This window comes from Terriglobia bacterium (assembly GCA_035712365.1).
Taxonomy (GTDB): domain Bacteria; phylum Acidobacteriota; class Terriglobia; order UBA7540; family UBA7540; genus SCRD01.
On record DASTAW010000058.1, the window covers coordinates 84,271 to 105,614 of the forward strand.

At 55.3% G+C, this 21,344-nt stretch carries 10 protein-coding genes; 5 read left to right on the top strand and 5 right to left on the bottom strand.

The genetic code is table 11. The features are described from left to right. Positions 1 to 42: 42 nt before the first annotated feature. On the bottom strand, positions 43 to 312 hold the full coding sequence (locus VFQ24_17675) for a hypothetical protein (protein ID HET9180189.1): 270 nt from the start codon (positions 310 to 312) through the stop codon (positions 43 to 45). Between the two features lie 406 nt (positions 313 to 718). Then, positions 719 to 1,822: a calcium/proton exchanger gene (cax, locus tag VFQ24_17680; GenBank protein HET9180190.1), complete on the bottom strand. Its 1,104-nt coding sequence runs from the start codon at positions 1,820 to 1,822 to the stop codon at positions 719 to 721. Positions 1,823 to 2,244: 422 nt separating this feature from the next. Here cax and VFQ24_17685 point away from each other — a divergent pair, with 422 nt between their 5' ends. The 4 genes from VFQ24_17685 (at position 2,245) to VFQ24_17700 (ending at position 12,916) form a co-directional block, all read left to right on the top strand. Then, complete coding sequence (locus VFQ24_17685) at positions 2,245 to 3,834, top strand: tetratricopeptide repeat protein (GenBank protein ID HET9180191.1); 1,590 nt, start codon at positions 2,245 to 2,247, stop codon at positions 3,832 to 3,834. A 733-nt stretch (positions 3,835 to 4,567) separates the two neighbouring features. Then, complete coding sequence (locus tag VFQ24_17690; protein HET9180192.1) at positions 4,568 to 7,963, top strand: TonB-dependent receptor; 3,396 nt, start codon at positions 4,568 to 4,570, stop codon at positions 7,961 to 7,963. A gap of 210 nt (positions 7,964 to 8,173) precedes the next feature. After that, positions 8,174 to 10,510 (top strand): beta-N-acetylhexosaminidase, encoded by a 2,337-nt coding sequence (locus tag VFQ24_17695; GenBank protein ID HET9180193.1) that lies wholly within the window; start codon positions 8,174 to 8,176, stop codon positions 10,508 to 10,510. A 69-nt stretch (positions 10,511 to 10,579) separates the two neighbouring features. After that, positions 10,580 to 12,916 carry a beta-N-acetylhexosaminidase gene (locus tag VFQ24_17700; GenBank protein ID HET9180194.1) on the top strand — a complete coding sequence of 779 codons (2,337 nt, stop codon included), beginning with the start codon at positions 10,580 to 10,582 and terminating at the stop codon, positions 12,914 to 12,916. Between the two features lie 144 nt (positions 12,917 to 13,060). Here the strand turns inward: VFQ24_17700 and VFQ24_17705 are convergent, their stop codons facing one another. After that, entirely contained in the window at positions 13,061 to 16,711 is a 3,651-nt protein-coding gene (locus tag VFQ24_17705; protein ID HET9180195.1) for an acetylxylan esterase, read from the bottom strand. Positions 16,712 to 17,122: 411 nt separating this feature from the next. On the opposite strand from VFQ24_17705, the gene VFQ24_17710 reads away from it, so the two are divergent. Further along, entirely contained in the window at positions 17,123 to 17,395 is a 273-nt protein-coding gene (locus VFQ24_17710) for a hypothetical protein (GenBank protein HET9180196.1), read from the top strand. Between the two features lie 147 nt (positions 17,396 to 17,542). Here VFQ24_17710 and VFQ24_17715 read toward each other — a convergent pair whose 3' ends face one another. After that, positions 17,543 to 17,863, bottom strand: coding sequence for a hypothetical protein (locus VFQ24_17715; GenBank protein ID HET9180197.1), 321 nt, complete (start codon positions 17,861 to 17,863; stop codon positions 17,543 to 17,545). A 276-nt stretch (positions 17,864 to 18,139) separates the two neighbouring features. Next, entirely contained in the window at positions 18,140 to 21,211 is a 3,072-nt protein-coding gene (locus VFQ24_17720) for a TonB-dependent receptor (protein HET9180198.1), read from the bottom strand. Between the last annotated feature and the right edge of the window lie 133 nt (positions 21,212 to 21,344).

Sequence of the window (21,344 nt, forward strand, 5' to 3'; positions counted from 1 at the left end):
GGGCGGTTCGCCAGAAAGCGTCCCGCGGGTCCAACAGGCGCTCTAACGCTTAACCTGCTGGCTGACTTTCGCTGGGTCCGAGTCTGGGTTGGCAGGGGCCTGACCGGCATAGCCAGTAGTCGCACCCATCAACGCTGAGTTGCTGGCCGTCGTCATATGCACGGAAGCGGCGAAACAGATTTTGTTGACTTTAGTTGCCACACCGCCCATGGTCGAAAGCGCGGTTAATGTGACCAGAAACAAGAGCAAGGCATATTCAGGTATATTCTCGGCCTTGTCTTCCGTCCAGATTGTCTTCAGAATCCTTTTCATCCTGCAGCCTCCCTCAGCGAGGTTCACTCAGCATTTTTTGCAGGTACCGGAAGAACCGGGAGAAGCAATCGCGATCAGCGAACGTTCCTGCACCGTAAACTCACCGGCCCAACCTGTTGCTACCATCGGTTCTCCGCTTCTACATAATTCCCAAGGAGGGTTTTTGTTCGGAATTCGTAAGAACTCTCCTTAAGACGCCTTAAGCATAAGGCCGACACCGTGCTGGCAACAATTCGGCGAATCCAGCAATACGGACGATCAAAATCCTGTTAGTCGGGTGGGCAAACACCTGAATATCAATTCATTATTGCCAAGTCTTTAACTGTAGAGGGCAGCATTGGGTTGTTATCGGAAGAAAGCAAACAGCAGCCTTAATCTTGCGGGACTTTTGCTTCCCGCTGGGACCTTAAGTAGAAGCAGGCAACAGATAGAAGAAGATCGCCATGATCAGGTACACACCAACAAGCTGCAGCCCTTCAAACCAGTTGGTTTCACCATCAAGGCAAACCACTATGACGACAGCAACGGAAAAAACTACGGCGACAATTTCGGGCGGCGGAAAGGCCAGTGACATCGGGGCGGTGAAGATTTCTGATACAACCACAAGGCATGGCGCCACGAACAGTGCGATCTGCGCGCTGCTTCCCATACTGATGCTCAAGGCGAGGTCCATTTTCTTTTTATACGCCATCATCACCGCGGTGGAATGCTCAGCGGCATTGCCGACCACCGCGATCACCACGATGCCCACAAAGCGGTCCGTCCATCCAAGAGCGTGGGCCGTCAATTCAACCTGCGTCGCCAGAAATTCGCTCTCCAGCCCGATTAGTGCAGCGGCGCAGATCAGGATGGCCAGGGCAGCCGCCATGCCTATTTTGGGAGGGGCCGCAGGTTCAACCCCAAAGAGGTTGCGGTGGGTCCGGAAAGTGAAGATGAGACTGCCGAGATAGCAGACCAACAGAATAAGCGCCGTCCACAGGCTGAGTTGTTCAACGGTCGGGCCGGTGTGCCCAACGGACCCGAAGACTGCCAGATCGTATACCGCGGGCATCACCAGTGCGACGACGGCAACCAGCAGCATGGTAGTGTTTGATCCCGCTGCGAAACGATTGAAAGTTTGCCTTTCCTGGCGCAATCCGCCCAAAAAAGCGGCCAGGCCCAGCACCAGCAACAGGTTGCCGATGATGCTGCCCGCGAGCGATGCCTTCACCACTTCCGTATGGCCGTGCCAAAGCAGAATGAGCCCAAGTATCAACTCGGTCAGGTTCCCCATGGTGGCGTTCAGGATTCCACCGACGGATGGCCCGACGTGCCCCGCCAACTCTTCGGTTGCAAAACCCAACAGAGCGGCGAGTGGAATAAGGGCCAGGGCCGTCGCGGCAAAAATCACGATGGACGAGAAGCCGAAGACTTGGAGCAATACAGAGGCGGGAACCAGAATTGCAATCGATGCCCACCACCGTAGCGGCACGAATCGCCAAATCTGTATCCAGACAGACCGTTCAGACATAACTTACCTCGTTCGTGGAGGTCCTGCATTTCCCGCGGTGTGGCAAGGCTTCGCCTCCGCCGGGGCTGCGACTGTGCGACGATAGCCTGCTGGCTCCCTTTGGTCCGCAATACTTCCTGTCCCTGCGGCCGCCTACGGACTTTCCGATTGTATCCCGAGAGAGACCTCGCCCCGGCACTGCTGCCCGGTGAACCTATGCGCCTGACAAGGGCCTTTGATTAGACAACCTGATGATATCAACTGGTCCGCCCCATCACAATCGGTGACAGGCAAGGCATGCGGGGTTGCTTCTGCGAATCGATCATGCGGGCGCGGCATTTCGGTGGATGAGCGACAAAGGATAAACCAGTATTGATTGTAGTTATCAACCACGGTAAGTTAAACCTCATAGGAAGATGGTCGATCAACTAAATTCAGGAGCCATGCCTGTATTTGCTGAACCTGTTGGCAGAGTGCGCCAATTCTGCATTCTTGTATTCGCCGCCTTAACCGTTGCTCTTGTGTTACCTCCGAGAGTTGCTTTTGGATCAGATTCGGAGGCAGTTCAACACTTTAATCTCGGAAATAAGGCTTTTCAGACTGGAGATCTGACGCAAGCGGAAGGCGAATATCGGGCGGCACTTAAAATCGATTCAGCAATGATCGACGCGCGTCAGAACCTGGCCATTACGCTGGCCCAGGAAGGTCACCTGGAGGCGGCTGCGGAAGAGTTGCGGATCGTGTTGGCAGCCCGGCCGAATTCCGCCGAGGCACATTACAATCTTGGACAGGTTCTCTTACAGCAAAAGAACGACAAGGCGGCGTTGGCTGAACTCCAGAAGGCTGTCAAATTGAAGCCAAATTACCCCGAAGCAATGAACAATGTTGCACTACTTCTCGAACGGGCCGGTGATAAAGAAGCAGCATTTGGAGAATTTCGGTCCCTCCTCGCTGCCAACCCGCGTTATGCGGAGGCGAGGAATAACTTCGGCCAGGCGCTGGCAAACGAGGGAAAACTCGACGAAGCGATTGCACAATTTCGGGCAGCAATCAAACTGCGCCCGGGATTTCCCCAGGCGCATGAAAATCTGGGCCTGGCGCTGTTGAATAAAAAGGATAAAGAAGGTGCAAGATCTGAGTTTCAGAAAGCCGCCGACCTTGGGAGTGCTGACGCTTACCTGAGCTTAGGCGTACTTCTGGGAGAGAATGGAGAGCTTGACGCCGCAGTTAGAAGCCATCAGGAAGCCGTCCGGCTGATGCCGGATGATCCTATGGCGCACTTTCTACTGGGTGGGGGTCTCCAGCAAAAAGGTGACCTCGATGGGGCAATCTCCGAGTATCGCCGGGTGCTAAGGCTCGATCCTCAATTTTCCTCAGCGGATTTGAACCTCGGTGTTGCATTGCGTGAGAAGGGTGACCTCAGCGAGGCTGCGTCGGCGCTGGAAGCCGCAGGTCGAATATCGCCCGAGAATCCAGAAGTCCATTACCAGCTCGGCGTCACATTAGGCCGGAGTGGCGATCTGCCGCGCGCTATCGACGAGATGCGCCGAGCCGTTTCCCTGAAGCCCAATTACTCCCAGGCTTTCTATGGTCTCGGCCAGACACTCCGGCGTATGGGAAAACTGGAAGAAGCCCAGGAGGCATTCAGCAGAGTTGAGCAACTGCACCGGGCCGATGCGGAATTTGCGCAGGCCAATACCCAGTACAACCTTGGTTTGGCTGCGTTGGCAAAAGGCAACCTCGACGCGGCGCAGAAAGCTTTTGAGATGGCTCTGGCCATCAAGCCGGATTTTGCGGAAGCCCACACCAACCTGGGCGCAATCCTGCTCGATCGAGGCGAAACCCGGAATGCGATCGGGCAGTTCCGTGCAGCCATCGATGCGAACCCCGATGACGCCCGGGCTTATTACAATCTTGGGCTCGCTCTCGAAAAGGCCGGCGATTCTGAGGCTGCTCACGCTGCTTTCCAGCATGCGCTGAAACTGGATCCACAGCTCAAAACTTCTGCGCCAGCTCGTCAGAAGTGGAAATAATGACGAGTCAGCGTAGAGGCACGACACATCTTACCCGAGGCGTTGTAGATCAGGACGACCATTTTGGAGGACTATGGGAACCAGGCTCTTGCGGCAATTTAGCCAACTATGCTGACGTAATTTTGATTGATTCAGCCAGCATGCCTGAAGCCGCGTGGAGGACGCGATCAAGGGTAAGAAGTCGTACAGGGTCTAGATAGATAGGCAGAACAAAAGGTTAGACAGCACGGCCCGAGGCTCGATTGAAGTTTGTTCCATGACCATCTCTATGAATATTTTCGATCATATCGTGGATAGCTTTTCGGGTTTTAGCAAAATTATCTTGACAACTTAGCCTGAATACATGAGACTATGCTCATCGAACTTGTTACTTACTGATTATGAAGCCATTTTGGACGGTATTTAGAGACAGTCTTGGAGCCGGAGCAATTATTATTCAGACGATTTTCTGAAGATTTATGCTACGGGGCGGGCTGGTACCGAAACCAGGCGGCCTTAACCTGAAATCGCAGATTAGAGACTGTGGCAGGTGCGGGTCTGAAGTGGCAAGTTCAACAAAACCCGTTCAATACTGGCTATCAGGGAGCCACGATTCCCATCTCAGCCGCTGTTGGCAGTCGCTGCCGCCTCGCGGAGAGCATCAGGTAAACACACGCCGCCAGTCTTAGCATCCGGACATTCAGTCTGATTTTTTGTGTAAATGCGTTGGGTCAAGTGCGAGACGGAGGAGACCATGCCAAATAAAATTTCGGCCCGCTTGCTTGCCTGGTCGGAAATGATCATTGTTTGCCTGTTGATTGGCCTGCCGATGAGTTTGCAGGCCCAGGTGACCGGTTCCATCAGCGGTTCTGTAAAAGATCCCAGTGGCGCCGCGGTACCTGGAGCGAAGGTAACAGCCACCTTGGTGACACAGAATTTTTCCACCAGCGCCGACTCAAACAGTGAGGGCTTCTACCAATTCACGGCCTTGCAGCCGGGAGCGTACACTCTGACGGTCGAAAAATCCGGTTTTCGCCGCACGACCCACACGGGATTGACCCTAACCGTGAATGAATCGCTGCGCGTGGATCTGACATTGGAATTGGGCCAAGTCACGCAAAGCGTTGAGGTATCTGCGGCGGGTAGCCTGGTCAATACTTCTTCGGCAACGGTCTCGGGCTTGGTGGACGATCGGCGGATTGTCGATCTGCCCCTCAATGGCCGGAATGTGATTGGTTTGGCGGTCATTCTGCCGGGAGTAACCAACGTTAAAGCCCCGCAGAATCTGACCAACGCCCGCGGCGGACCCGAGATGGACGTCAATGGCGGGCGGCCCAATATGAATCTCTTCACGTTTGATGGAGCCTATTTCAACAATCCTTCCAGAAATACGGGAATGAACTATCCACCTCCGGACTCCGTTCAGGAGTTTCGCATACAGACCGCGAACTTCGACGCCGAATACGGGCGCAACCCCGGTGGCCAAGTAACGGTTGTGTCCAAAACCGGGACCAACCAGTTTCACGGATCGGCATGGGATTTCTTGCGAAATAATGTCCTTAACGCCCGAAACTTCTTCTCAGACACTGTGCCGAGTTTAAAGGAGAACCAGTTTGGTGCAGCGGCTGGAGGGCCGATCAAGAAGGATAAACTTTTCTTCTTCGGGTCCTACCAGGGCCTTCGCAGCCGCCCTCAATCTGTCGCCAGGCAGGCAACCGTTCCCTCGACGGCAGAGAGGAATGGCGACTTTAGCAGTCTTCCGCCGGGCACGCTGACCGATCCCATTGACCCGCTCACAAACCAGGGTTTCACAGATTCCTCCGGTGCCCCATGCGTCTCCAACAACATCGTCAACCCGAACTGTTTCAGCCCTTCGGCGCAGAAGTTCCTGAGTTTCGTGCCCACATCCTCTTCTGGTAAAGTCACAGCGCTGGCCAGCAGCCCGGTTAACGACGATACGTACTTCGGGAGAATCGATCTGAACTTGAGTTCAAAACACACCTTGTTCGGGCACTTCTGGATCGACAAGAATACCCGCACCAGCACACTGGGCGCAGGCAACATCCTTGGCTATGTTGGGCGAGCGGACAACGCGGAAACAGACCAAATCACTCTCAATGACACTTACACGGCCAGCCCCATACTTCTCAACCAGGCTGTTATCTCTTATTTGCGAACCACATCAGCCGTTATCGCAACGACGAATCTGACCAATGCGGACCTGGGTGTCGGCATGCCGCAGTACGTCAGCACCGGAGGGATCAATCTCAGTGTCGGAGGCCAATTCAGTCTTGGTACTCCGGGCATCAATCAATTTAAGAACAACAACTATCAGGTCCGGGATGTCGTTACCTGGATGAAGGGTAATCATAACATCAAGTTTGGCGGCGAAGCTCTCTGGCTGCACTTCCTGCAGCGATTCATTGGATCACCGGGCTTCTCTTTCAGTGGTCAGCGGTCAGGAAATTCGGTGGCCGACCTATTGCTCGGAGCCTACAGCACTGCCAGCGTGAATTTTGGCGTTCGGGACAACGACGATGAAAATTTTTCGCCGAGTTTCTTTATTCAGGACACCTATAAAGTCACGAAGCGGTTGACGCTCAACTACGGTGTGCGTTATGAACCCTATTTCTTCTGGATTGACAGGCATAACCGCATTGACACGGTCTCGCCCGGCGCCCAATCCAAAGTGGTTCCGGATGCCCCTCCAGGAATTCTGTTTCCAAACGATCCCGGAATTCCGCGTGCCTTAGTGCCATCCGATCTCAACAATTTCGCGCCTCGCCTTGGGTTTGCCTGGGACGTCTTTGGCGATGGCAAGACCAGCGTCCGCGGTGCCTATGGCGTCTTTTATGAATCTGTCAATGCCGACTCGCTTGCTCAGGAGAACGCGCCTTTTGCCGGTTTTACAACGGTCTCCAACGGGCTTCTTGATAATCCGTTCGGCTCTATCGGCCAGGCTGCTCCTCCCAACGTACTCACCGGTAAATTCGGGTGCACACCTATTTCCACGGCGCCGGGGATCGATTGCCCGCTCTTCCCACTCCCTGTGGGCGGCGTCCTGACCGACTTGTCTCTTCGCACGCCTTACACTCAGACTTGGAACTTATTTGTCCAACGCCAACTGAGCAACAGTACGATGCTGCAGGTGGGCTATGTGGGCAAGATTGGAACCAAAATAGAGGCGTTGCGCACCTACAATCCGGCAGCATTTATTCCCGGAACCACTTATGATCCCGCGACAGGGGTGGAGAATACGATTTCGACGCCTGATAACACCAACATCAACAGCCGTACAATCTACGAGCCGGGAATTCTGTCGCCGCAAGGCTTTCTGCTGGGTAACGACTTTCGGAGCTGGTATCACAGTCTTCAGGTCCAGCTCATTAAACGGTACAGTAATGGTTTCTCCGTCATGGGTTCGTACACACTGGCCAAGTCAATCGACAGCAGCTCAACAGACAATCTGGGCGCAACGGTTTCCAATCCTTTCAACCTGCGCACGGAACGCGGCCGCTCGGATTGGGACCGACGCCATGCTTTCGTCGCCTCCTACCTCTGGTCGCCGCCCCTCAAATTCCAAAACCACTGGATGAACACAGCCTTTGGCGGCTGGACATTTGCAGGGATTACCTCGCTTCAAAGCGGCGATCCACTCACCTTCTACTACGGCACCGACGTGGCCTTGGACGGCACAGGGTCGGGGGAGCAGCATTCATTCCTCACAGGGCAGCCAATCGCTATGAGCCATTCCAACCGGGGAGCCATGATCGATCAGTTCTTTAACGGCAACGCCTTTGTCAATCCAACCTGTGGGTTTGTTCCGCAAACTGGCAACCCGTTGGCTATTGAACAGCAGAACTGCGCCCCGTCCGACATCATCTACTCGTTACTGGGCCGCTACGGCCAGTCCGGGCGGGGCATTCTAAGTGGCCCCGCATTCAGCAACACGGACTTTTCAATCATGAAGGACTTTGCTTTGAAGGAGCGGTACAAACTCCAGTTTAGGGCCGAAATGTTCAACGCGTTTAACCAGGTGAACTTTAATGACCCAGATACGACCGTTGAGGATGGGCCTGGGACGTTCGGAGCGATTCAGGGGGCGGATTCTGGCCGCGTTATCCAGTTTGCACTAAAGCTTATCTGGTAGACCAGAATACGGATTACCCGTGGAGTATCCTTTGGTGGGCTGGAGAACCCACCCATCATTGTACTCCTCATGCGACTGCTCATAAGCAATCAGGGTTTGGGAATTGCCCAACTGGGGCGTTGTTTTGCGACTCCCGGTCCTAGTCAGCATCCACAGAAAAAGCTGTTATTTAATTTTGCGACCCGCGAAAAGCGCTTCATAAGAATGAACATGCCTAAAAAAATCGGCCCATGTGTGTGCCTGCTGATATTAATCGTAGGAGTTGCGCAACCCAGCCATGGCGCAGCCACGTCAGACCTATTTATGCGCGGCTACAGTGTGATTCCCATTCCGCAGAAGGTGGAATTCAAGGGCGGGGATTTTGAAATCGGCAGCGGATGGCGGTTGCAACTGGGCCAGGGTGTGAAACCTGACGACGTGGCCGTTGAGAGCCTTAAAGAAGGCTTGGCCACGCGCCATGGGATTACACTCGAAACGCGTGGACGGGGCAATGCAATCGATTTGGTTGTCCAGCCAGGATCAGTCGAGATCGGGCAAGCGGCGGACAAGAACAAACAGGCGCTGGAAGAACAGACCTACAGGCTGGAGCTTGCCGGCAGCGGAATCAAGATCACGGCCAATGCGCCGACGGGATTGTTCTATGGTGTTGAAACACTGGTTCAACTAGTGAAGCATGCGGATGGAAAGCTCTGGCTGCCACAGGCAACCATCACCGACTGGCCCGATCTCGAGCAGCGCAATATCTACTGGGACGATAACCATCATCTGGACCGAATGGAAGTCTTAAAGGAGGCGCTGAAGCAGGCGGCGTTTTACAAAATCAATGGATTTGTGATCAAGCTGAACGATCATTTCGAGTGGAAGAGCGCGCCGGCGCTCGTAAATCCTTACGCGCTGACGCCGGCCCAGTTGCAGGAGTTGACAGACTACGGGCTGAAGTACCACGTGCAGTTGATTCCATACCTGGACGGCCCCGCCCACATTGACTTCATTCTGAAGCATCCGGAATACGCGAACTTGCGGGAGTTCCCAGACAGTAACTATGAGCTGTGCACGACGAACCCGAATTCGTACAAGCTGCTAGAAGGCATGTACCAGGACCTGCTGGACGCCAATAAGGGTGTGAACTACTTCTACCTTTCCACGGACGAGCCCTACTTTGTAGGGATGGCAGACAATGATCAGTGCCATTCCAAACAGCGTGCCGATGAACTTGGCAGCCGCGGCAAGCTGCTGGCCGAATTTGTGACCAAAACGGCGAACTACCTGCACGCCCGGGGAAGGAATGTCGTCTTCTGGGGGGAATTTCCTCTGGTCCCAGATGACATCCCTTCACTGCCTGCTTACCTGATTAATGGCGAAGTTTATGGCAAGACGTTCGACGAAGCCTTTAAGGCACATGGGATTAAACAGATGATTTTCACATCCACCGTCGGGTGGAAGGAACTCTTGTTCCCCAGCTATTACGTCCGTCCCGCGACGGAAATGCTCCCTGGCCCATCGGGCGGCGCCTTTGAGCCAGTCCCTCCTGGTCCCGGAGTTATACCGGAAATGTTTAACCTGATTTCTTACGCGCCTGACCGAGATTTTGCGGAAATCATTGGGGCGAACGTTTGCGGTTGGGGGGACGCAGGTTTGCCTCCGGAGACGATGTGGCTGGGGTACGCCACCGGGATGGCTTCAGCATGGCATCCCGGCGCTGAGGGTCCGCGGCAACTGATGGCGTCATTTTACAAATTATTCTACGGAGCCGGCACGGAGAATATGGGCCAAATCTACCAGATGATGAGTGAGCAGGGCCAATTTTATAAGGATAGCTGGAATGTCGTCGCCTCGAACGCTCGGAAGGGCATCTGGGGAGATTATGCCCCGGTTATATACAAGCCGCGAATGCCCGCGGAAGACCAAACACTGCCGCTCCCGCCTCCGCCTTCCGACGCACTCCTGAACAGAGATCCTGGATGGGCGCAAACGAATGCCAGAAGGATCCAGTTGGCTTCGTCCTTTTTTTCGCAGAGCGACACGCTGATGGATGTCCTGAACAGGAACGTGCAAACGGTGCAGTTTAACAATTACAATTTGCAAGTTTACATTTCCATCGCCGACTTATATCGGCAGAACCTGGAAATGTTGATGGATCTCGAACGCATCGATTCGCTCCTCGATTCTGCGAAAGAAGCTGCCTCAAAGGCTCAGGCCGAGGAAGCGGTGGCAGACGTTGACCAGGTGCTGGACGTTGCCCGGAATATTCGCGACCGCCGTAACGCGGCCTATGCAAACGCCGTACAAACCTGGGAAGAGAGCTGGTATCCGAGAGTCGGAGAAGCGAACGGACGGAAGTACCTGGACGAGGTTGACGATGTGAAGGACCATCTGCCGGTGCGGACCGTGGATCTGAGCTATCTGATCTACCGCGAATTGCTGTTGCCCCTGGGTCAATGGTATGACCAGGTGGAGGCGGCGCGGAATCTATACGCGAAAGACTACGGCCTTCCCGCTCGCAACGATAAACTCAACTGGAAAGACTACAAGACGCTGTCTCATTGAGGATTTTCGAGGCGCGTGCTTTCAGCCTCGAATCAGTCCTCATAGAAATTTCGCCGGGAGAGCAATCGCATGGTCGAAGAAATCGCACGACGGGCTTGTCTGCTGGTGATGATTGCATGTTCAGCTCAAACCGTAATCGGGGCCGCTCCCTCGGAGCTCTACTCGCGGGGCTACACCTTGATTCCGCAGCCGCAGCGGGTTGAATTGAAAGGGCAGAATATTGAGATCGATGGCAGTTGGAAGCTGCAGGCTGCCCGCAGTGTGAAACCTGACGACGTGGCAGTGGAAATTTTGAAAGATGGCCTGAAGGACCGTGATGGCATTACACTCGCCACTCGCGGGCCGGGCAAAGCAATTGACCTTGAGATTCAGCCGGGTTCGGTTGAAATTGGGCAGGCAATCGACAGTCAGAAGCAATCGCTCGAAGAACAAGCGTACAGACTGGAAGTCAACGGCGGCGGTATCAGGATTATCGCGAATGCGCCTGCTGGTTTGTTCTACGGCGCTGTGACGCTGGTGCAACTGGTAAAGCGGTCGGATGGAAAGTTATGGCTTCCGGCGGTGGCCATCACTGACTGGCCGGACGTGCGTCTGCGCGAGATTTTCTGGGACGAGCAGATGCACATGGACCATTTTGATGTATTGAAACAGGCCATCCGCCGCGCGGCGTTCTTCAAGATTAACGGTTTTGCGCTCCGGCTGAATGAACATTTTGAATATGCCAGCGCGCCAGCCCTGGTGGATCCATACGCATTTTCTCCCGCCCAGCTTCAAGAATTGACCGATTACGGATTGCATTATCACGTTCAGGTAATCCCATACCTGGATGGCCCCGCGCACGTCAATTGGATTCTCCAACGCAGCGAATACACGAAGCTTCGCGAATTTCCCGAAAACGCCTTCCAGATGTGTTCAAGCAATCCGGACACCTACAAGCTGCTCGAGGGACTTTTTCAGGATTTAATAAACGCCAACAAAGGCGTCGACTATTTTCATCTTTCAACGGACGAGGCATGGTTTATTGGAAAGGCCGACAATGACCAATGCCATTCAGCAGAAGCGGCAAAGCAGGCTGGAAGTCCCAGCAAGCTTCTCGTGGACTTCACTAAAAAGGCCGGCGGCTACCTTCACGACCATGGCCGCCAGGTGATCTTCTGGGGGGAAGACCCTTTGCAGGCCGAGGATATTCCTCTTCTGCCATCTTGGTTGATCAATGGCGAAATCTATTCACCTGCTTACAACCAAGCCTTCCGGGCACACGGCATCCAGCAAATGATCTATACAAATTCGCTCCCCGATGCGCCACTGTTTCCCAGCTATTTTGTCCTCTCACCCAAAGAGCAGGTGCATCCTCATACGGAGAGCGAAGATCAGGCCACGCAGGTTTTTAACGAGATTTCCTATACGTCGGGGCGGCAGGAAGCGGACCTGATTGGAGTGGATATTTATGCCTGGGGTGATCTGGGGCCACACCCGGAAACTTATTGGCTGGGATATGCGGTTGGAGCTTCCGCCGCATGGCATCCGGGATCACCTGCCCCGCGGGAGCTGGAGCAAAATTTCTACCGATTGTTCTACGGAGAAGGCTCGGGGCAGATGGACCGCCTTTATCAGCTATTGAGCAGGCAGGCGCAGTTTTTCGCCAGCAGTTGGGACAGCAAACCGTCCGGTGAACTGCCATTGATATTCGGATACTCGTACGGCATCGGGCCGTTTGTGCCTCACATTGAGACGCTTCCGCTTCCATCCGTGCCGTCCGCCGATTATCTGCACCTCCAGAACGATTGGCGGCAGGAAAATGCGCATCGCATGGAACTGGCATGGAAGTTTCTCGGCGAAAATGATGAGTTGATGAACCTGCTTTACACCAAACTATCGTCGGTTGAGTTCAATCGATACAATCTTGAAGTTTATCTCTCACTGGCTGAAATCTGCCGCCATAATCTGAAGCTGCTGCAAAGATTGGAGGCCATCAGCAATGATCTTGAAAGCGCCCAGAACGAGGCGGGAAAACTGCATTACGCGGACGCGGTCAGTGCGCTCGACCATGCTCTGGACACCGCCAGCTTAATTCGCGACGATCGTAACCAGGCGCTCTATGATGCCACCGAGATATGGTACAAGAGTATTTTTCCGCGTGTACGGGAAGCGAATGGACGGCACGTGGCGCGTGATCCGCAGGACTTTGTGTCGGTTGCAACCAGTGAATCGGCCCGTCGAAGCCAGATCGGTTTGCTCTATCTGATTGACCGGGAGTTCTCGCTGCCGTTTGGCGAGTGGGTCAATCAGTTGCAGGACGTGAGAAACCGCTACGCGACTGCGCACAAGCTTGCCAGCCGGGACGGGAAATTCGACTGGCAGGACACATCCACCCTGCACAGCCAGGGAGTCAATCGCGAGCTTTAGTTCGATAGCGGGGACTTCGAACACAGGCCGCACACGACACGAGCCTCAATCGAGAACAACTTCATCGTTACAGCCATGACGGCGCAGCATGAATTCTGGAACGCCGGAGGAAGGTTCCGCGCCCACGCCCATTTTCTCACGTTCTTAGTGCCAATGCTTCAGAAACCAGTTGGCGATGTCAGGTTGATTTGCGCCAGCCCTGATCGAAAGCGCGCCTGAAGGTGCGTTTCGGTAGGAATTGGAGACCGGCTCCAACTCCCGTTCCAGGTCACTTTGTGGAACCAACCGGTCGAGGCCATCAACCATAAGGGCCAGCAGCAGCGGACGAGGCGCAAGAGCCGCTTCGACATCCGGAATGTCCCCCGCCTCGAGGATTCCCGGCACCACGACATCCTGCGGCACATAGCCGAAATTGTTTTCCAGCATCGAAGAAAAGCTCACAAGCCCGCCTTGGATGGCGATTGTACGCACGTCGTCCTCATAAAGCCCGCCCAGGATTGCCAGCAGCCCACCCAGAGGCTCGACATGCTGCTCGATTTCCGGTCCTATCTGCCATTGGGGCGATTCATTGAGGAGGAGGTGTTCCGGATTTGCAGGATAGAATGAGTCTCCCCACAAACCGAATCGGCCTGAATCGATATCCTGCAGGCTTCTGAGATAGACCAGAACGGTCCGCAGGTCCCTCAAGCGCATACCAAGCATGGTTTCGCCCATCATCAGGACCGTATTGGCCTGCGTGTTTTCGTCACCGTCCGGATCTCGCCGTCCATCTGGCGTCGCCTCTCCTGTAGCTCGCACGTCAGCAAGGCACACGGCAGTGCCGGCATTGAGAAGCGCCTCTATCTCTGTCGCGCGCTTCGCCAGGAAGAGTTCTTTTCCCCCCTCCGAAACCGCAACTACCGCAGGGACTCGGGCCGCTTGCCGAGGCCGAGGCATAAGAAGAAGCATTGGAACAACCAGCCCCGGCTCAACCTCAAGGGAAATGGCCTCGACCCGACTGTTCGGCATCTCCTTGCTCCATTCAACCGTGGCCTTGGGATGAGGAGTTGGTTCAATATTCCCGAGTTTTTTGGCCCACCGTGCCTGGAGCGATTTCAACCTTGCCTGTTGGGTCATATTGCTGAATTCTGCTCTGGCAGCGGCTACCTCCTTTTTGCCCACTTCAGCCGCAATTTCGTGTGGCGTTCTACGGTGTAGCCGGGAAGAAACCTCCGGGGTCAAAACTGTGAGATCGGTGACGGGTTGCCGCTCAACATCGGGGCGCGGGGCCAGGTTTTCCAGAGGCGAACTCTTATCATTCTCGAACGGTGAAGGGATTCCGAACCAGTGCTCAAGAGTAGGGTAAAGCGACCGGCGCTGTGCAGGGCCGATATTCCAGGCTTCACCGGGGCCAGGAAAGGGCCCGAACCCGTGCGCGTCCGCCAGATTGTCCAGAGCATCATAGAAGCTATAGACCTTGCGGTAGCGCGCCCAGGCCGGCAGGTCCTCGACATGCCAACCCAGTTCATACGAATACACAAATTTGCGGGGTGCGACTGATGCACAGATGAACCATTGCATGAATTGATCGGCAATGCCTCGGCGAATCACTCGTGTGGTGTCCCAGTCCATCAGGCCGGGATCAGCCAGATCAAGCGGCCATTGATTCCTGGTGGGGATGAACCGCGGAACTTCAGGAGTCGATTCTCCGAAGTTGAAAGGGACAACCGCTGCAACCCGTTGGTCGAGAGCCGCCGTTACGGCAGCAGGGTCGCCGCCACCGGCCACGGCGCCCAGCACAATGATGGCCTTCTTGTTGATGTCGGGGCGGGCGTATAGCAGGTCAATGGCACGTTCCGTGTCCCATACCATCCAGGTTATCAGGCTGCTGCCGATCAGATACAGTTGCTCACCCTCGACATATCGAGAATTGTAATTTGATCGGTCCCAGGGATAAGTTGTAATCCTTTCGCCGTAGCCCACCTGGTCCATCACGAGCACAGCGCAACCTGCACGAGCCCAGATAATCCCCATATCCTGGAGTTCAAATTGAGTTTTGGGCGCGTGCAGGCTGTGAAGGATAACGATCCCGGGCATGTCACGGCGAGACTTGTCAGGAAGATATAGGTTCGCCGCAACCCAGACTCCCGGCTGGCTCTGAAATACAATGTTTTGCCTCTGATAGCCCTTGCCGTGGAATTCAGAGATCAAACGAATGTCGAGTGGGCACTTGTCTGGAAACCTGCCCAGTGCCGCCTTCAGCGCTTGCAATCTGCGATCGCGAAAGAGTTCCCAATCGGACCGGGAGCGTACCTGATTCCATTCATCACGATCCTTGTCGAGCATTTCAAGGATTCGGTTGTGGAGATAAGAGTCGAACATGCTCGAGAGGTCCATCTGCTTCCGTTGCGCGGATGAAAAGACCCGGCTTGGAAGAAAGCTCAGGTCACCAGTCCGTTGCCGGGCCTCAGGTCCAGGCAACTGCGATGGATCTTGGCTAACGAGTTTCAGGCGGCGGTACCGCGCCGGGCAGAAAGGCGTCGCGCTCTCGGTGACAGGAAGAACGCTGGCCTCACCGGCTTCCTCATCACGCCCTGGCCGGTGACGCCACAACAGGATGCGCCAAACCGTTGGAATCTGGATTTCACCGAGTACAGCGCTGACCTGATCGAGTGGAATATCCAGCCGTGCGAACCAGGCGTCCGGCTCCTTCCAGGCCGACCCTCGAACTGAGCTGTTCCATTCCGTGTGAGGCGATGAGAGCCGAGGGCTTCCCTGGTGCCCGGAGGCGTCGAGCAAAGTCCCACGCGGGTTGATGGCATACTGCGCGTAATAGGAACCGGAAGTGGCCAGATAGACCTGGAAATTGTCGTCGCCGAGCACGCCACCGTCACGCTCATTGGCACGGGCAATGACATGATATGGTTCAATACATCGAGCCAGAACCGCTAGTGTGTGCCCGTCTTGAACAAGCTTGACCTCGGTCGGAAATTCCGGGACCCTCTCTGCGGGTTCATTGCGCAGCAAAGCCCAAACAGGAACGTTGCGCCATCCTGCACCGGTCCAGCTCTCGTGGAGATCAGGGAGATTCCTTCGATAACCCACGAGGACTGGTGGTTGGTTGTTGCCAAGCAGAGGCGGCCGGAAGGAAGGATCAGGTAAGTTTTCGCTGCCGGTTGGGAGGCTGGTTACTCCGGCGGTAGGTTGATCGCCGGGCCACGACCACCATTCCTCCGGTGTGCCCGGGCGCTCGGCGCGATTCCGCTCAACAGCAAGTTGGATGTAACCTGGGCGAGGAGAACCGAGTTCCGCGAGAGGAATGGCGGCCTCAACACTCCAGCCGCCTTTTCCGATCTTTGATGCGATCATAAAACCAGAGCATTTTTTAGGGTCGCTTGTGTACCATTCGTGCTCTCCAGTCCATCGCCATCGAATCGAATAGGCGCCCAGAGGTCCCACCTGCACCATCCAGTCGTTCTCGTTGTAGACGCGAAGAATGAACCGAACGAAGTCCTCTCCCTCGGGTTCTCCGTAAGTAATGCGCCGCGCCTCCTTCATGTGGCGGGCCTCACCGCCGCCCTCCCAAACTGGATTCACTCCGATCGACCGCGCCGTGACGTTTCCACCCGGCTCCGGAAGAACGGCACTAAGATACAGGTATCTTCCGGCAACTGCCGCCCGCACCTCCCCGCCCATCTCCGCTGGAACGCCCGCCCCTTCCGGCACGAGCTTTGCTGGACGGACAGTATGCCAGAAACTATCATCTGCCCCGCCGTCAATCACTACCGCCTGAGCATGAACTCGGACACCCGCCATTAGGAGTACGCCTAGCAGGGCAAAACTCCGAATCGCTGTTCTGTCAGTACGAATTGGTGTTGGGAGAATGTTCATCGCACCAAAAAAAGTTTTACCCTGCAATGCCTTACAAGCATGACCCACCGCATCTTATACCATGGATATGCCCGAAGGTAACGTAAACAGCCGGTGAGACCCCGGCTACAATGCCCGATGGGAAGGACCGTTTGGCCGAGGCTAGGGTAAACTGCCTCCCGTCTTTTGGTGTCAGATCTCCGGCAGCTCGTTGGCAACTCAAGAGCCATTTCGTTGGGTGCGTGACTAAGCCTGGGCGCCTGCGTCGGATTGAGCTGCATCGCCTGTGACCACCGTCACAGTAGACGAATTCAGCGGATGATACACTGGGAGGGAAGATTAGGGGAGGCGGGGACTATGCTCTGGACCATACTTCTGGGGACGGCGAAGCTCTTCGCTATTGGAGTGATCCTTCTCTATGCGTTAATGGTAGCAGTTACTTTGCGAACCCAGGGGACACACTATCAGGCGCAGCATAATTGGCATGATCCGACCCATACTGCGGAAAATTTCCTCGTCTGGGTGGGGGTCAAAATCGCGAGCCAGATTCTGCGCTTGCTTAAGGCCAGTCTAGATTTGCTCGAAGAAGCCTCTGCGGATGTCGGAGAATGGATACTTCATCATCGCTGATACAGCCCTGGCGCATTCGTACCGTACTCATCCGTCACGCGACATTAAAGAGGATCCTTCGATTCAAGACCATGGCATGATGCGAAGGACAGGCCATCCCGGCCACGCGCACTCGCGGCGATGGACACGCAGGAGAGTGTTCTACGTCTAACGCGTTTTGATCTCGTCGTGGACGATGATGGAAAGCACGACAAGAATCCAGACAGGAAAGACTCCCACCCCAGGAATCGCTTCGCCCACTAGTCCTGGCAAGAGTGCCCATCGTCGGCCAAGAATCAGGAATAGGATGCCTGCGGTTCCCAGGTCAAGCAGCCACTGAAGCGGCAAAGCAAAGTCAACCCAGATTGAAAGAAAATCAGAGAGTGCAGCCACTCCAAAGGCCACGGCAAATCCCGCTCGAGAGGTACGCCTGGACGGAACAAGCTCCTGCCCGGCGTTGACGGCCAGAGATTGGTTGTGGGTATTCATCAGCTCTCCAATTGGCCTGCAAACAGCATACCGCGTCCGAAGCCCGTCGCGCAAAAACGGGCATCTCACTTGCCAGCATTGGGAGATTGGGAATTCCGCCAGTCAGCCACTTTCCGGGAAGCCGGCTATACATCCAAGTGGAAACCCGCTTTGTTTCCCATTGGCCAACGGCGCACTCGGAGCTGACTAACGGCACTACTGCGCATATATTGTTTTCGAGCCAGGTAGATTACTTTTTAGACATGCGTCAACTGAAACGTCCGCTTGTATTGACTGCTAAAAAGTCAACCGGACCGCCAGTTGCATGATTCTTGCCGGAAGATAAGCGAGAGGAACTCCAAAGTCCTTTACGGGAACCAGGCAGGGGGTCCTGGCGATGCCACAAGCTACCGGATCAGAGGAATACGAATGCTGTGTTCCTTGAACGTCGGCGACATTGGTGTGATTGAATACGTTAAAAGCTTCACAGATCAACTGAAGCTGGATGTGTTCCTTCAATGGCACATCGCGGGCGAGCCTCGCATCCAAAGTAACGCCGCCCGGAAGGTAGAAGGTGTTGCGGCCCAGCCCAGGCGTTCGGTCGGTTGCGGCGTTGCCGTCGTTGTTAAGGTCGAAATCCACATAGCCTGAGTAGGGTTGTCCGGTCTGTGCTACCAGGACCCCACTGGTCTCCCAGCCACCGAAAATCATCCTCGATGCTCTGGGCAGGCGGTTCGCATACGCGAGTTGCCAGATGCCGCTCAGGGCGAAGCGGTGCCGCTGGTCGTTTACGCCCGCCGAACGATCCGCGAGCGGATTCGATGAGTCCGAGAGAAACTCCGGGTCTGCCCCGCCCGGTTGCACGGCGTATTGGTTCGGGTTATCGTCAATCACCTTGCTCCAGGTGTAGGACCCCAGCAGTTGGAAATTATGTGAGAATCGCTTGTTCAACTGAATCGCCAATCCATGATAGATCGAGTTGGCGCTGCTTTCGTAGAGGAGGACTCGGTCAAAACCTGCGATTGGCCTCGGGCGAGTGAACTCACGAAAGGTGAGCACGGTCGTCGTACCCGCAATTCCGATCCTTTCTGTAGTTTCAGGTATTGTCAGGTTGATGTCCCTGCTGCGAAGCAAGTGCGTGCCCTTCACCCCCAAATAACTTGCCGATAGGGCCATGTTTTGTGCCAGCCGGATCTCGAACCCCAGACTCCATTGCTGCGCGTATCCTTCCCGGTGGTCCGGCGAGAACAATGCAATGGCAGGAGTGGTGGCGCCAACCGGTGGAGGGGCGCAACTCGGAGGTGTGCCGGAAGGGTCGGGCGGCCCACAGATGGTATTGGGATATGACGGGATCAATTCTGCGCCGGGCGAGCCTCCGAAAAAGGCGCGAGACTGCACCGTGATTCCATTCAGGTAATCGGCGCGTGAAGTCACGATCGACGGAGTCATTGCGTAATAAATCCCGTAGCCGCCACGAATTACAAGGTGGTCGCTGCCCCGCGGCGCCCAGGCAAAGCCAATACGCGGTGCGATATTGTTGTTGTCGGTTCGGAGCGAACTGGTATCTAGCCCGGCAGAGGTCAGCGCCGGCGAGGGATTCTTCACAGGCGGCTTGGTGATCGATTCCACATCATATCGAAGTCCGAGATTCAGAGTCAGGTTACGCCGGACTCTCCATTCATCCTGGGCGAAACCGGCAAACTGAAAAACGTTCGGATGCGTTGAGACGCCCGGCACGCCGAAGCCGGAGAATGCCTGCAGATACTCGTCGCCCACCAGCGGCATGGGTGTTCCGGCGAGGCTGCGGCCGAAGCTCTCGAGGCTGCGAAAGACATAGAAGCCGGAAAATCTTGTGGCCTGAAAATACCGGATCCAATCCTGCATCGCATCAGCACCGAGGCGCAGGGCGTGATTGCGGTGAATATAGGAAACCGTATCCGACCATTGGCCTCGATAGTTCGACCATTCTTGTGGCGCACACTCGCAGCGGCCAAGATCGAGTACCAGTTGGCCCCCTTCCAGGACGAAGGCCTCGGGGTTAATGCTGGCCGCCTGGAAAGCATACCAACCCCGCCAAAAGCTCGCATGGGCAGAATTGACGAGTGAAGGATGGAATGTTGAACTCAGCGACAAGGTCAGGAGGTCCGTGTTGCCTGGCGAAGGCACGCTGCCCTCCGACGCCAGTTGAGGCCCTCCAAATCCGAGAACGGAATACCTCGAATGGTTCCAGCGCGCACTGAGCAAGTGGGAAGAAGATGCGGACCAATCGATCTTGGCCATGAAATTGTTCTGGATTAGAGGGAGGTCCCATGATGAAGCACGCGGGACAAGATAATCGAGCGCCCTTTGCTGATACGCCGCGACCACCGGATCACTCGACTTGTTGAAGTCCGGGGGCAGGCCGAGAATGACAGTGTTTGTGGAATTACTCCGCAAAGCATCGTAGCTCACCAGGAAGAACAGACGGTCCTTTCGGATTGGACCACTCAGTACCCCGCCGGCCTGATTGAAATGGTAGGGGTCTTTCGGCAGCCCATTGGCATTATTCAGAAAATTGTTAGCGTTGAGGGACTTGTCACGATAGAACCAGAACCCCGAACCGTGGAACTGGTTGCCGCCTGATTTTGTGACTACGTTGATTACACCACCCGCGGCGCGACCAAACTCGGCCGAATATGCGTTCGAGTTAACCTGATACTCTTGCACCGTTTCGAGGCTCACGGCGTAGAGTCCCTGCGTTCCAGGCGATGCAAACCCTTCGCCGCCTATTGCCTGGTTCCAGAACGGATCGTCGTAGTTTGCTCCGTCCAGGAGAACCGAATTCATGGCTCGTTGTCCGGCAAAACTCAGCCCGCCGCGAACATCCTGCGTAACGCCAGGAGTCAGCAACGTGAAACTGATGAAGTCTCGGCCATTCACCGGTAACTCGGTGAGCGTGCGGTTGTCCAGGACACTGCTAACCTCGCTGCGCGCCCGATCGAAGGGCTGGGGTTCGGCCTGGACAGTAATCGATTGAACGTCCCCTGCCAGATGGAGTGAAACTGGCACCGTGACGTGTTCGCCCACCCTGACCTCGATCTGGTTGACTACCAGCGTAGCGAAGCCTGCGTGTTTGGTCTCAAGCCGATATGTGCCCACAGGGACCGCAGGAAACCAGAAGTAGCCTGCAGCGTTTGATTGAGTGGAGAAACGGGCAGAGGTTTGGAACTGAGTAATCTGCAACGTCGCTTCAGGAACTACTGCGCCGGTCGGGTCCGTGACGACGCCCTCAACAGAACCTTCATTTCCGGACTGGCCCAGTGCCGAAAGCGCCATCGCTAGAAGAAGTATGGAAGCTAAGAGGATCCTTAAGACCCAGTTGGACGCCATATGCCACCGACCTTCCGGATGAAAGCCTCATCGTCCGCTATCGCTGATGTGTCCTCGCCCAATCTCTCTGAACCAAGAATCGGTGAAAAGCCACAGTATTCACTCGTTCGAGGCTCTAGCGCCGAGGGCGCCG